11 protein-coding genes are annotated in these 13,929 nt (G+C 55.8%); 1 reads left to right on the forward strand and 10 read right to left on the reverse strand.

Translation table 11 applies throughout. The annotated features are described in order from the left end of the window. Nucleotides 1-641: 641 nt before the first annotated feature. From sucD to sdhC, 8 genes are all read right to left on the reverse strand, one after another. The gene (gene sucD / locus OHJ17_RS17720; RefSeq protein WP_002895043.1) at nucleotides 642-1,511 is read right to left on the reverse strand and encodes a succinate--CoA ligase subunit alpha; all 870 of its coding nucleotides are present in this window, start codon (nucleotides 1,509-1,511) and stop codon (nucleotides 642-644) included. Next, nucleotides 1,511-2,677, reverse strand: a complete 1,167-nt coding sequence (gene sucC, locus OHJ17_RS17725; protein WP_002895039.1) for an ADP-forming succinate--CoA ligase subunit beta — start codon at nucleotides 2,675-2,677, stop codon at nucleotides 1,511-1,513. The genes sucD and sucC overlap by 1 nt, the downstream gene beginning before the upstream one ends. A 103-nt stretch (nucleotides 2,678-2,780) precedes the next feature. Beyond that, nucleotides 2,781-4,007 (reverse strand): 2-oxoglutarate dehydrogenase complex dihydrolipoyllysine-residue succinyltransferase, encoded by a 1,227-nt coding sequence (gene odhB / locus OHJ17_RS17730; RefSeq protein WP_004142209.1) that lies wholly within the window; start codon nucleotides 4,005-4,007, stop codon nucleotides 2,781-2,783. A gap of 14 nt (nucleotides 4,008-4,021) precedes the next feature. Continuing rightward, complete coding sequence (sucA, locus tag OHJ17_RS17735; protein WP_004147623.1) at nucleotides 4,022-6,829, reverse strand: 2-oxoglutarate dehydrogenase E1 component; 2,808 nt, start codon at nucleotides 6,827-6,829, stop codon at nucleotides 4,022-4,024. Nucleotides 6,830-7,210: 381 nt separating this feature from the next. Beyond that, entirely contained in the window at nucleotides 7,211-7,927 is a 717-nt protein-coding gene (sdhB, locus tag OHJ17_RS17740) for a succinate dehydrogenase iron-sulfur subunit SdhB (RefSeq protein ID WP_002894954.1), read from the reverse strand. Between the two features lie 15 nt (nucleotides 7,928-7,942). After that, a complete protein-coding gene (sdhA, locus tag OHJ17_RS17745; RefSeq protein ID WP_004179067.1) occupies nucleotides 7,943-9,709 on the reverse strand; it encodes a succinate dehydrogenase flavoprotein subunit in 1,767 nt (588 codons plus the stop codon). Beyond that, nucleotides 9,709-10,056 (reverse strand): succinate dehydrogenase membrane anchor subunit, encoded by a 348-nt coding sequence (gene sdhD, locus OHJ17_RS17750; RefSeq protein ID WP_002894949.1) that lies wholly within the window; start codon nucleotides 10,054-10,056, stop codon nucleotides 9,709-9,711. Before sdhD ends, sdhA begins: the two co-directional genes overlap by 1 nt. Next, nucleotides 10,050-10,454, reverse strand: coding sequence for a succinate dehydrogenase cytochrome b556 subunit (sdhC, locus tag OHJ17_RS17755; protein WP_004142216.1), 405 nt, complete (start codon nucleotides 10,452-10,454; stop codon nucleotides 10,050-10,052). Before sdhC ends, sdhD begins: the two co-directional genes overlap by 7 nt. Nucleotides 10,455-11,094: 640 nt before the next feature. Between sdhC and gltA the strand changes: the two genes are divergently transcribed. Continuing rightward, nucleotides 11,095-12,378: a citrate synthase gene (gltA, locus tag OHJ17_RS17760; RefSeq protein ID WP_002894943.1), complete on the forward strand. Its 1,284-nt coding sequence runs from the start codon at nucleotides 11,095-11,097 to the stop codon at nucleotides 12,376-12,378. A 90-nt stretch (nucleotides 12,379-12,468) separates the two neighbouring features. On the opposite strand, the gene nei is transcribed toward gltA, so the two are convergent. Further along, nucleotides 12,469-13,260, reverse strand: a complete 792-nt coding sequence (nei, locus tag OHJ17_RS17765; protein WP_004223693.1) for an endonuclease VIII — start codon at nucleotides 13,258-13,260, stop codon at nucleotides 12,469-12,471. Between the two features lie 15 nt (nucleotides 13,261-13,275). Further along, nucleotides 13,276-13,920, reverse strand: coding sequence for a pyroglutamyl-peptidase I (gene pcp, locus OHJ17_RS17770; protein ID WP_016947164.1), 645 nt, complete (start codon nucleotides 13,918-13,920; stop codon nucleotides 13,276-13,278). Nucleotides 13,921-13,929: the final 9 nt, after the last annotated feature.

Raw genomic sequence — 13,929 nt, forward strand, 5'->3', positions numbered from 1 at the left:
CGCCGCAATAACCTTACAATAAATATGTTTTTATTGTTCCAGTTTTACATTTTTCGACGGTGATCAATATATAGTGAAGATGGCTGAATTCAGCCAATTTGACTTGAGACAATTTAACGTTTTTTGAGGGATTTTTCCAAGGATTAAGTATTGATATAAATCAATTTTTACTCTATGTGTTAATTATGTAGCCCAATAAAGAATATTGGTGAACTTAATGTTAATTAAGTGTTTAAACTATGGCTTTTCCAGTTACTAAAAAGAGAGATATGAGAATCATAGGTAATATTATTTAACGTCGTGGAAAAAAAACAAAAAAAAGGAACCGATCCGAATAATGTTAGACCGCTCACAGTATTTTATCTGCCTCCTTATCCCCTGCCCCACGCTTTTTCGCTGCCGCTTTTGTTTCCTTACGGTACACCCGGGGTATATTTTTTTAGCCAGTACAGCGCATCGAAAATACTTATTAAATAATAAATTAAATCAATATGATAGATAGGGCTTTTCGCAGAAAATCAATTCGTTGTTGGCGCTGCGGTTCTGACGAGACGGGATAACGGTCACAAAAAAGGCCACCTGACGGTGGCCAACCATGTCGAAATCGGACAGATTTCTGCTTGCGGACAAGCAGAGAGGGTTTACTTGATAATAGCTTTCAGCGCTTCGCCGATGTCGGCCAGGCTGCGAACAGTTTTCACACCCGCCGCTTCCAGCGCTGCGAATTTCTCATCCGCTGTACCTTTACCGCCGGCGATGATAGCGCCCGCGTGGCCCATACGCTTGCCTTTCGGCGCGGTAACACCCGCGATGTAGCCGACAACCGGCTTAGTGACATGATCTTTAATATAAGCAGCCGCTTCTTCTTCCGCGCTGCCGCCGATCTCACCGATCATGACGATCGCTTCGGTCTGCGGATCTTCCTCGAACATCTTCAGGATATCGATGAAGTTGGAGCCCGGGATCGGGTCGCCGCCGATACCGACGCAGGTAGACTGGCCGAAGCCGTAGTCGGTGGTCTGCTTAACCGCTTCATAGGTCAGGGTGCCGGAACGGGAAACGATGCCCACTTTACCCGGCTTGTGAATGTGACCCGGCATGATGCCGATTTTGCACTCGCCCGGAGTGATAACGCCCGGGCAGTTCGGGCCGATCATACGCACGCCCGCTTCGTCCAGCTTCACCTTCACGGTCAGCATATCCAGCGTTGGGATACCTTCGGTGATGGTGATGATAAGCTTAATGCCCGCGTCGATCGCTTCCAGGATGGAATCTTTGCAGAACGGCGCCGGAACGTAGATCACGGTCGCGGTCGCGCCGGTCGCTTCAACGGCTTCGCGCACGGTGTTGAACACCGGCAGGCCCAGATGAGTGGTGCCGCCTTTGCCTGGCGTCACGCCGCCAACCATTTGCGTACCGTAAGCGATCGCTTGTTCAGAGTGGAAGGTCCCCTGGCTACCGGTGAAGCCCTGGCAGATAACCTTGGTATCTTTATTAATTAAAACTGACATTATTTCCCCTCCACTGCGGCAACAACCTGCTGTGCTGCGTCCGTCAGACTTTTCGCTGCAATAATATTCAGGCCGCTGTCAGCCAGTTTTTTCGCGCCCAGTTCGGCGTTGTTACCTTCCAGACGAACCACAACCGGAACGTTAACCCCTACTTCCGCTACCGCGCCGATGATGCCGTCAGCGATCAGGTCGCAACGCACGATGCCGCCGAAGATGTTAACCAGCACCGCTTTAACGTTGTCGTCAGAGAGGATGATTTTGAACGCTTCGGTCACGCGCTCTTTGGTCGCGCCGCCGCCTACGTCGAGGAAGTTAGCCGGTTCGCCGCCGTGCAGCTTAACGATGTCCATGGTACCCATCGCCAGGCCTGCGCCGTTAACCATGCAGCCGATGTTGCCGTCCAGCGCGACGTAGTTCAGTTCCCACTGCGCCGCCTGCGCTTCACGTGGGTCTTCCTGAGACTGATCGCGCATTTCGCGCAGATCCGGCTGGCGGAACAGCGCGTTGCCGTCAGCGCCCAGTTTGCCGTCGAGGCAGATCAGGTCGCCCTGCTTGGTGATCACCAGCGGGTTGATCTCGATCAGCGCCAGGTCGCGCTCAAGGAAAATGGTCGCCAGACCCATGAAAATCTTGGTGAACTGCTGAACTTGTTTACCTTCCAGACCCAGTTTGAACGCCAGTTCACGACCCTGGTAAGGCATCGGGCCCGCCAGCGGATCGATGGCGATCTTGTGGATCAGGTGCGGGGTCTCTTCCGCCACTTTCTCGATTTCCACGCCGCCTTCGGTAGACGCCATGAACACCACGCGACGGGAGCTACGGTCAACAACCGCGCCCAGGTACAGCTCTTTGTCAATATCGGTCGCCGCTTCAACCAGGATCTGGTTAACCGGCTGGCCGTTCGCATCTGTTTGATAGGTCACCAGACGTTTGCCCAGCCAGTGCTCGGCAAATGCGCGGATCTCTTCTTTGCTCTTAACTACTTTCACACCGCCCGCTTTGCCGCGGCCACCAGCGTGAACCTGACATTTCACTACCCACGGACCCGCGCCGATTTTTGAAGCGGCTTCTTCTGCTTCACGCGGAGTAGTACAGGCATAACCCACCGGCGCCGGTAAGCCATAGCGGGCAAAAAGTTGTTTTGCCTGATATTCATGTAAGTTCATGTGTTCAGTCCATCCTTCAGGGTGTAATTATCTTTAAACCTGTAGGCCTGATAACGGCGCTAACGCATGTTATCCGGCCTACGGTAGGTAATACGCTTGCTGACTACACGTCCAGCAGCAGACGGGTCGGATCTTCCAGCAGCTCTTTAATCGCCACCAGGAAGCCTACCGATTCACGTCCGTCGATCAGACGGTGGTCATAGGAGAGCGCCAGGTACATCATCGGCAGGATCTCTACCTTGCCATTGACCGCCATCGGACGGTCTTTAATGGCATGCATACCCAGAATAGCGCTCTGCGGTGGGTTGATGATCGGCGTGGACATCAGGGAGCCGAAGACGCCGCCGTTGGTAATAGTGAAGTTACCGCCGGTCAGGTCGTCTACGGTCAGCTTGCCGTCGCGGCCTTTCACTGCCAGCTCTTTGATATTCTTTTCGATATCCGCCATGCCCAGCAGGTCGACGTCACGCAGAACCGGGGTGACCAGACCGCGCGGAGTGGATACGGCCATGCTGACGTCGAAGTAGTTGTGGTACACCACGTCGTCGCCATCGATGGAAGCGTTCACTTCCGGATAGCGTTTCAGCGCTTCCACTACCGCTTTCACGTAGAAGGACATAAAGCCCAGGCGGATGCCATGACGTTTTTCGAACGCCTCACCGTACTGCTTACGCAGATCCATGATGGGCTTCATGTTGACTTCGTTAAAGGTCGTCAGCATGGCGGTAGAGTTTTTCGCTTCCAGCAGACGTTCGGCTACGCGTTTACGCAGACGGGTCATCGGGACGCGTTTTTCCGAACGGTGGCCCAGCTGCGGCGCCGGCGCGGCTGCCGGGGCGGCGGCTGGCGCTTTGGCTTCTGCCGGCGCCGGGGCTTTCGCCAGATGTTTCTCAACGTCTTCGCGGGTCAGACGGCCGCCGACGCCAGTGCCTTTGATGGCCGCTGGGTCAAGGTTGTGTTCAGCCAGCAGACGACGGATCGCCGGGCTCAGCGCGTCGTTGTTCTGCTCTTCCAGAGAGGCCTGCTGACGCTGCGCCGGAGTGGACGCTTTCGCATCGGCTTTCTCGCTGCTTTCTTTACCTGCGCTGTTGCCTTCGCGCAGGCGGCCAAGGATCTGGCGAGACAGGACGGTGGCGCCCTCGTCTTCCAGCACTGCATCCAGAATGCCGTCCGCTGATGCCGGTACTTCCAGTACCACTTTGTCAGTTTCGATTTCGACCAGAACTTCGTCACGGACGACCGCGTCGCCCGGTTTTTTGTGCCAGGTGGCGACGGTTGCGTCAGCTACGGACTCAGGCAGGTCGGGAACCAGAATATCTACGCTACTCATTGTGTATCCTTTAATTAATCGACGTTCAGCGCGTCATTGACCAGATCTTGTTGCTGTTTCTGGTGAACGGACATATACCCTACCGCCGGAGAGGCGGAGGCCGGGCGGCCTGCATAACGCAGAGAGGCCCCAAACGGAATCACTTCACGGAAGTGATGCTGGCTGCAGTACCATGCGCCCTGGTTGAGCGGCTCTTCCTGGCACCAGACAAAATCATGCACGTGCGCATACGCTTTCAGCGCTTCCTGCACCGCCTGATGCGGGAACGGATAGAGCTGCTCGATACGAACGATAGCGACATCTTTTTGCTCGTTTTTGCGGCGCTGTTCCAGCAGGTCGTAGTAAACCTTACCAGAGCACAGCACAACGCGCTTCACAGCCTGCGGATCAAGTTGATCGATTTCACCAATAGCCGGCAGGAAAGTGCCGTTCGCCAGCTCATCCATGCTGGAGACCGCCAGCGGATGACGCAGCAGCGACTTCGGCGACATCACCACCAGCGGACGACGCATACCGCGCAGCGCCTGGCGACGCAGCATGTGATAAACCTGTGCCGGCGTGGACGGCACGCAGACCTGCATGTTTTGTTCAGCGCACAGCTGCAGATAACGCTCCAGACGCGCGGAGGAGTGCTCCGGGCCCTGGCCTTCGTAACCGTGCGGCAGGAGCATCACCAGGCCGCACATCCTTCCCCACTTCTGCTCACCGGAGGAGATGAACTGGTCGATCACCACCTGCGCACCGTTGGCGAAGTCGCCAAACTGCGCTTCCCAGATGGTCAGAGTGCGCGGCTCGGCGGTGGCGTAACCATATTCGAACGCCAGCACCGCTTCTTCAGACAGTACCGAGTCCCAAACGCGGAACTGGCCCTGGCCGTTATGGACATGCTGCAGCGGCGTGTAGGTTGAACCATTGGTCTGGTTATGGATCACCGCATGACGGTGGAAGAAGGTGCCGCGGCCGGAGTCTTCGCCGGACAGACGAACCGGAATACCTTCGTCAACCAGCGTGGCGTAGGCCAGATTTTCGGCGCCGCCCCAGTCAAACAGCTTCTCGCCTGCCGCCATCGCCTGGCGGTCGGCGTAAATTTTCGCCACGCGGGACTGCATTTCGATACCTTCCGGTACCGTGCTGATGCGTTTGGCCAACTCCTGCAGACGTTTCGGCTCAACTTTATCCGGATAGCTCTCGTCCCACTCGTGGTTGAGGTACGGCGACCAGGTAAAGGAATGCATATTCATCGGACGCCATTCCTGCACCACGCATTCGCCGGCATCCAGCGCATCGCGATAGAGGTTAACCTGCTCGGTCGCATCTTCCAGAGTCGCCACCTTCTCCTGCTCCAGCTTGTCAGCATAGATTTTGCGCGGAGTCGGATGCTTTTTGATCTTCTGATACATCAGCGGCTGGGTTGCGCTCGGCTCATCGGCTTCGTTGTGGCCGTGACGGCGGTAGCACACCAGGTCAATGAAGACATCGCGTTTAAAGGTATTGCGGAAATCAAGCGCCAGACGGGTGACGAAGGCGACCGCTTCCGGATCGTCCGCATTGACGTGGAAAATCGGCGCCTGCACCATTTTACCGATGTCGGTGCAGTACGGCGTTGAGCGCGCATCCAGCGGGTTAGAGGTCGTGAAGCCCACCTGGTTGTTGATAACGATGCGCACGGTACCGCCCACTTCGTAACCGCGGGCTTTGGACATGTTCAGAGTTTCCTGAACCACGCCCTGGCCGGTGACGGCGGCGTCGCCGTGGATGGTAATAGGCAGAACTTTGTTGCTGCTTGGCTCGTCCAGACGATCCAGACGGGCGCGTACGGAACCGATAACCACCGGGCTGACGATCTCGAGGTGCGACGGGTTAAACGCCAGCGCCAGGTGCACCAGACCGCCTTCGGTTTCCATATCGGAAGAGAAGCCCATGTGGTACTTCACGTCGCCGGTGCCGAGGTGTTCTTTATGTTTGCCCGCGAACTCGTCGAACAGGTCCTGCGGTTTTTTACCCAGCACGTTGACCAGCACGTTCAGACGGCCGCGGTGCGCCATGCCCAGCACCACTTCGCGGGTGCCGCTTTTGCCTGCATGGCGGATCATCTCTTTGAGCATCGGGATCAGGGCGTCGCCACCCTCCAGCGAGAAGCGCTTCGCCCCCGGGAATTTGGCGCCGAGGTAGCGCTCCAGACCTTCCGCGGCGGTCAGTTCGCTGAGGAAGCGTTTTTTCTCTTCCGCGGTAAAGCTCGCTTTGCCAGCTACCGATTCAATGCGCTGCTGGATCCAGCGTTTTTCTTCGGTAGAGGTGATATGCATGTATTCCGCGCCGATGGAGCCGCAGTAGGTTTGCTTGAGGGCGGCAATCAGCTCGCCCAGCTTCATCGTGTCTTTACCGATGGCAAATGAACCTACGTTATAGCTTTCCTGGAAATCGGCCTCGGTCAGATCGTGGTAGGCCGGATCGAGATCCGCCACTCTCTCTTGCTTCCACAGCCCCAGCGGATCGAGATTCGCATGCTGGTGGCCACGGAAACGGTATGCGTTGATGAGCTGCAGGACTTTAACCTGCTTCACATTGGTGTCTGGGTCGGAAATCGAAGAAGTGTAACGTGAGGCATCCTTCGCCAGTCGACGGAAATAATCACGCGTTTTGGAATGAAATTGATCCGGTTTAACTCCGGTGCCAGGTAACTGCTGGAACATTGAACGCCAGTTGGCGTCAACAGAGTCAGGATCGGTTAAGAAGTCTTCATAGAGCTGTTCTATCCAGCTCTGGTTCGAACCAGAGAGGTAAGAAGAGTCCAGCCAGGCTTTCATTGCGCCGTTCTGCATCGTGATCCCTTAAGCATTCATATGCTTATTTCGCCGTAGAAACTACCACGCACACCGAGTGCACGTGCCGGGGTTCACTTGTTGCGGACGAGTTGTGGTTTCTATCCGCTAAGGAACCTTTAAAAACTGCCATTAATCTTCAGCGTTCAGGCTGCGGTTGCGTTGGCTGCCTTCGCTTACCCCGGTCACATAGTTCACTATGCTCCCGGGGATGCGCTCAGTTGCCGCCTTACCTCGCACTGAACGCCTCGATTACTGGTACATCTTGTGGCGGTTTTTAAAGATTTCCTGCTATATCCCCCGGCGGCGCTAACGCTTGCCGGGGCTACTGCTTTGGTAGCCCGGATAAGCGCTAGCGCCATCCGGGACAGACCGTGTTGCTTACGCGCTGCGCTGCAGCAGCATCGACTTAATATGGCCGATGGCGCGAGTCGGGTTCAGCCCCTTCGGACACACACTGACGCAGTTCATAATGCTGTGACAGCGGAATACGCTGAAAGCATCGCTCAGGCCGTCCAGGCGCTCGCTGGTTTCGGTATCGCGACTGTCGATCAGGAAGCGATACGCGGCCAGCAGGCCAGCCGGGCCGATGAACTTGTCCGGGTTCCACCAGAACGACGGGCACGAGGTCGAACAGCAGGCGCACAGAATACACTCGTACAGCCCGTCGAGTTTCTCACGCTGCTCAGGCATCTGCAGATGCTCGCGAGCCGGAGGATTTTGCCCATTATTCAACAAGTAAGGCTTAATCTTCTCATATTGTGCATAGAATTGCCCCATGTCCACCACCAAATCACGGATAACCGGTAATCCTGGCAGCGGACGGATAACAATCTTCTTGCCCGGCTGATTCAGCGCGGAGATTGGCGTGATGCACGCCAAACCGTTTTTCCCGTTCATGTTCAGACCATCGGACCCGCAGACCCCTTCACGGCAGGAGCGGCGGAACGACAGCGACGGATCTTTTTCTTTCAGCTGGATCAGCGCATCCAGCAGCATCATGTCGCGACCTTCTTCCGCTTCAAGGGTGTAATCCTGCATGTGCGGAGCGTCGTCAACATCCGGGTTATAGCGATAAATTGAAAACTCGAGTTTCATTTTCCTGTCTCCGCATTAGTAAGTACGAATCTTCGGCGGGAATGCCGGACGCAGTTTCGGTTCCATATTGACGCTACGACGCGTCATGGATTCCGACTCTGGCAGGTACAGGGAATGGCACAGCCAGTTTTCATCATCACGATCCGGGAAGTCGAAGCGGCTGTGGGCGCCACGGCTCTCGGTACGGAAGTTAGCGGATACGGCGGTCGCGTAGGCGGTTTCCATCAGGTTATCCAGCTCCAGGCACTCAACGCGCTGGGTGTTGAACTCGCTGGAGGTATCGTCGAGACGGGCGTTTTTCAGGCGCTCGCGGATCACTTTCAGTTGCTCCAGACCTTTGTGCATCGCATCGCCTTCGCGGAACACCGAGAAGTTATGCTGCATACATTCCTGCAGCGCTTTACGAATCGCCACCGGATCTTCACCAGAGCGGGTGTTGTTCCAGCGGTTGAGGCGATCCAGCGAGCCTTCGATATCGGATTCGCTAGCGTCGCGCAGCGTGCCCTGCTCGGCAATGGATTCCTGCAGATGCAGGCCCGCCGCGCGGCCGAAGACCACCAGGTCGAGCAGCGAGTTGCCGCCCAGACGGTTGGCGCCGTGGACCGATACGCAGGCGATTTCGCCTACCGCGAACAGGCCCGGGATCACCACGTCTTCGCCCTTCTCATTCACGGTCAACGCCTGGCCGGTGACTTTGGTCGGGATACCGCCCATCATGTAGTGACAGGTTGGGATAACCGGGATCGGCTCTTTCACCGGATCGACGTGGGCAAAGGTACGGGAAAGCTCAAGGATACCCGGCAGACGAGATTCCAGAACCTCTTTACCGAGGTGATCCAGTTTCAGTTTCGCGTGCGGGCCCCACGGACCGTCGCAGCCGCGGCCTTCGCGGATTTCGATCATGATGGAACGCGCCACCACGTCACGGCCCGCAAGGTCTTTAGCGTTCGGGGCATAACGCTCCATAAAGCGTTCGCCGTGTTTGTTCAGCAGGTAACCGCCTTCGCCGCGGCAACCTTCGGTAACCAGAACCCCAGCCCCGGCGATACCGGTCGGGTGGAACTGCCACATTTCCATATCCTGCACCGGCACGCCGGCGCGGATGGCCATCCCGACGCCGTCACCCGTATTGATGTGGGCGTTGGTGGTGGACTGATAGATACGGCCTGCGCCGCCGGTCGCCAGCACGGTGGCGCGGGCTTTAAAGTAGACCACTTCGCCGGTCTCGATGCACAGGGCGGTACAACCGACTACCGCGCCGTCCTGGTTTTTCACCAGATCGAGGGCGTACCATTCGGAGAAGATAGTGGTGTGGTTTTTCAGGTTCTGCTGATACAGAGTGTGCAGCAGGGCGTGACCGGTACGGTCAGCCGCCGCCGCGGTACGCGCCGCCTGTTCGCCGCCGAAGTTCTTCGACTGGCCGCCAAACGGGCGCTGATAAATACGGCCATCGTCAAGACGAGAGAACGGCAGTCCCATGTGCTCCAGCTCAAGAATCGCTTCCGGGCCGGTCTTACACATGTATTCGATGGCGTCCTGGTCGCCGATATAGTCCGACCCTTTTACGGTGTCGTACATATGCCATTCCCAGTTATCTTCATGGGAGTTACCGAGCGCGACGGTGATGCCACCCTGCGCGGATACGGTATGGGAACGGGTAGGGAACACTTTGGAGAGCAGTGCACAGGTCTGTCCGCTCTGGGAAATTTGCAGCGCCGCGCGCATACCTGCGCCGCCGGCACCGATGACAACAGCATCAAACTCTCTGACTGGCAATTTCATTACACACCCCACACCACAACAAATCCATAAAGAACGTAAGCCACCAGCGCCACAACGATAGCCAGTTGCAGAACCAGGCGCAGAGCCAGTGGTTTAACGTAGTCCGTTAACACCTGCCACATCCCGATCCAGGCATGGATGAGAATGGAAACGAGAGCCAGCAGAGTGAAGACCTTAGTGAAGCCGGAGGCAAAGAATCCGGTCCACACTTCCCATGAGATTTCACCGGTGGTGGCGAAGAAGCCAACCATGTAGATGATGTAGAGGGTCAGAACGATGGCGGTAGCACGGACCAGGATAAAGTCATGTACGCCGTTGCGTCCCAGTGCTGAGGCGTTGCTTACCATACGAGGACTCCTGCGAGAAGTGAAAGCACGACAGTAATAACAAAAGAAATTTTGGCGGAACGTTTCCCTGCTTCGAGGGTTTCGTCCAGGTAGCCAAAGTCCATCATCAGATGGCGAATACCGACAACGACGTGATAGGCCAGCGCGGTGAGAATGCCCCACATGATGAACTTCACAAAGAAGCTATCCATGATGGAGGCCGCCGTCAGAAAACCTTCTGGGGAGGAAAGGCTGGTGCCCAGCAGCCAAAGCAGAATTCCGACCGCCACGAAGGTGATGACACCGGAAACGCGATGGAGAATGGACGCTATCGCCGTGATTGGGAACCGTATCGTTTGTAGATCCAGATTGACAGGTCTTTGTTTTTTCACATTTCTTACCATGAATAACGCCCACATGCTGTTCTTATTGTTTCCTTCCTCCGGTCTGCTTGCGGGTCAGACAGCGTCCTTTCTATAACCAGAAGTCATGTTAAAACGTCTTTTCAGGCATTAAAACATCACTAAACAACGCTGGGTGGCTCGGGATTGCAGGGTGTTCCGGAGACCTGGCCGCAGTATAGGCCGTTCACAAAATCATTACAATTAACCTACATATAGTTTGTTGGGTTTTCTCCGGAACAGTGATCAAGGTCACGATACCAACATTTTTTTAATTTTTAATCACCTGATTTGACAAATATTAAACATTCTTGTTACAACCATTACCAGTTAAATGCAATAATGCTCAAAAGTTATGGGGTCACTCTTTCACCTGAGAATAAGTTATGTAACAGTGTGTCAGTATTGACCGATGTAATCAGGACAGTTATTAGTGGTATATAGGTTTTAATATTCGGACTGCTAAAACGCTGATTTGCTGTTGTTTCACCGCAGCCCTGAAGGACGTGCCATCAAGCGCCGTTGCTCTGTACCCTGCCCTTTTCGCTGACGCAGAGCTGTGTGCAACATAACAAACTGGTAACGTATGCAGGCGCGGGCCGAAAGCAAATCCACCACCCGGCAGTCTTAAGCAATAAAGGCGCTAAGGAGACCATAAATGTCTGATGCTAAAGCAAAAATCACCCTGGGTGGTGACACTGCTATTGAACTGGATGTGCTAAAAGGCACGCTCGGTCAGGATGTTATTGATATTCGTAGTCTTGGTTCAAAAGGCGTATTTACCTTTGACCCAGGTTTCACATCAACGGCTTCTTGTGAATCTAAAATTACGTTTATCGATGGTGACGAGGGGATCCTGCTGCACCGCGGCTTCCCGATCGACCAGTTAGCGACCGAATCTAATTATCTTGAAGTCTGTTATATCCTGCTGTACGGCGAAAAGCCGACCCAGGCCGAATATGACGAATTCAAAACTACCGTCACCCGCCACACCATGATTCATGAGCAGATCACCCGTCTGTTCCACGCGTTCCGTCGCGATTCCCACCCGATGGCGGTGATGTGCGGGATCACCGGCGCGCTGGCGGCGTTCTATCATGATTCCCTCGACGTGAATAACCCGCGTCACCGCGAGATTGCCGCCTACCGTCTGCTGTCCAAAATGCCAACCATGGCAGCCATGTGTTACAAATATTCTATCGGCCAGCCGTTTGTTTATCCGCGCAACGACCTCTCCTACGCCGGCAACTTCCTGCGCATGATGTTTGCGACACCGTGCGAAGAGTATGAAGTCAATCCGGTGCTGGAGCGCGCGATGGATCGTATTCTGATCCTGCACGCCGATCACGAGCAGAACGCGTCGACCTCCACGGTACGTACCGCGGGCTCCTCCGGCGCTAACCCGTTCGCCTGTATCGCTGCGGGCATCGCCTCCCTGTGGGGACCGGCACACGGTGGCGCCAACGAAGCGGCGCTGAAAATGCTGGAAGAGATCAGCTCCGTTGAGCACATTCCGGAATTTGTTCGTCGTGCGAAAGACAAGAATGACTCTTTCCGCCTGATGGGCTTCGGCCATCGTGTTTACAAAAACTACGATCCGCGCGCCACCGTGATGCGTGAAACCTGCCATGAAGTGCTGAAAGAGCTGGGCACCAAAGACGACCTGCTGCAGGTGGCCATGGAGCTGGAGCATATCGCGCTGAACGACCCGTACTTCATCGAGAAGAAACTGTATCCGAACGTCGACTTCTACTCCGGTATCATCCTGAAAGCGATGGGTATTCCGTCCTCCATGTTTACCGTTATCTTCGCCATGGCGCGTACCGTGGGCTGGATTGCGCACTGGAACGAAATGCACAGCGATGGCATGAAGATCGCCCGTCCGCGTCAGCTGTATACCGGCTACGCCAAACGCGATTTCCAGTCCGACATTAAGCGTTGATCGCACTGTCCGGATCATAAAAACGCGCCTGCTGGCGCGTTTTTTTATGCCTGATAACGCGCTTCATGCTGAAATCGCCCGCCAGCCGGCTTAATGCTGGCATCCTGGACACCAGTAAAATGGCCGCGAGGAGAGCGTCGTCTTCTCAATGATTCCCCCACAGCGTTCGCACCTTTCCCCATCGCGATGGAAGACCTTAAAGCGAAACAGCGCGCCATGATGCTTGTTGTCATCCACCAGACCGCGAGTACGATAGGACAGCCGCGGGATATCGAGCAGCGCGTGCGCCAGCGCATCCAGCTGACTGTCGCTCAGTTCAGCGGCTTTACGCTTCCCGCTTAATCCCACCTGCCAGAGAATTTCCACCCGCAGATAGTTTCCGAGCCCGGCAAGAAAAGCCTGATCCAGCAGCAGGCCGGAAAACTGACGATTGCGGAATTTGGCCGACAGCAGCCGCGCTTTCACCTGCTCCGCGGTTAACGTCATGTCCAGCACGTCCGGTCCGACGCGCAGCAAGAACGGATGGTTGGCAACCTGCTCCGCCGTGAGGATATCAATGTCCGACGCGCTGTAGAGCAAAATCGCCTTGCTGGCGGTCTGCAGCCTGACGCGCAGTACGCGGTTCGATTGCGGCTCAACGCCGGCATCCACCACGCGCCAGACGCCGTACAGCTGGTTATGGCTATACAGGGTCAATCCGCCGGAGAAGTGGGTTAGCAGGGCCTTGCCGCGGGTGGCGATATGGGTCACCCGCTGACCAGTTAGCTGAGTTTGATAGGGTTGCAACTGAGGAAAGGCGAACCAAACGTTGGTTAAGGGTTCGCCTTTGATTGCCGCCTCCAGTTTATCCGCCGCACGGCGGATCTCCGGACCTTCCGGCATACTGTCATCCTTCTGTTAATGGGTGGCGCCGCCGCCAATTTTGACATCGTCATCCTGTTCAAGAGCGACGGCAATCGCCGTTTCCAGCGCCGCGCGTACCGTCGCGACCGACATACTCGCCTGCCCCGGGTGGGCCGCCGCCTGTTCAGGCAGATACGGAATATGGATAAAACCGCCCTTCTGTCCGCGTTTTCCCTGCAGCTGATGCAGCAAACCATACATCACGTGATTGCAGACGAAGGTGCCCGCGGTTTGCGACACCGAGGCCGGGATCCCCTGCTGGCGCAGCGCGCTGACGATCGCTTTGATCGGCAGCGTACTGAAGCAGGCAGCAGGGCCATTAGCGACGATCGGCTCATCGATCGGTTGCTGGCCTTTATTGTCGGGGATCCGCGCATCATCGACATTGATCGCTACACGTTCGACGGTGATATCGACACGGCCGCCGGCCTGTCCGACGGCAATCGTCAGCCGCGGTTGATAGGTTTCCAGCGCCGCCTTCAGCACCGTCAGCGCTTCGCCGAATACGCAGGGTAACTGTTTAGCCACCACCTGCTGTCCGCGAATAATCATGCCATCCAGCTGCTTAACCACTTCCCATGAAGGATTAACCGTTTCGCCGCCGAACGGCTCAAAACCGGTAATCAATACGCCAGCCATCATCCCTCC

Origin of the sequence: Klebsiella sp. KP20-425-1, assembly GCF_025813515.1 — a bacterium.
GTDB lineage: Bacteria > Pseudomonadota > Gammaproteobacteria > Enterobacterales > Enterobacteriaceae > Klebsiella > Klebsiella pneumoniae.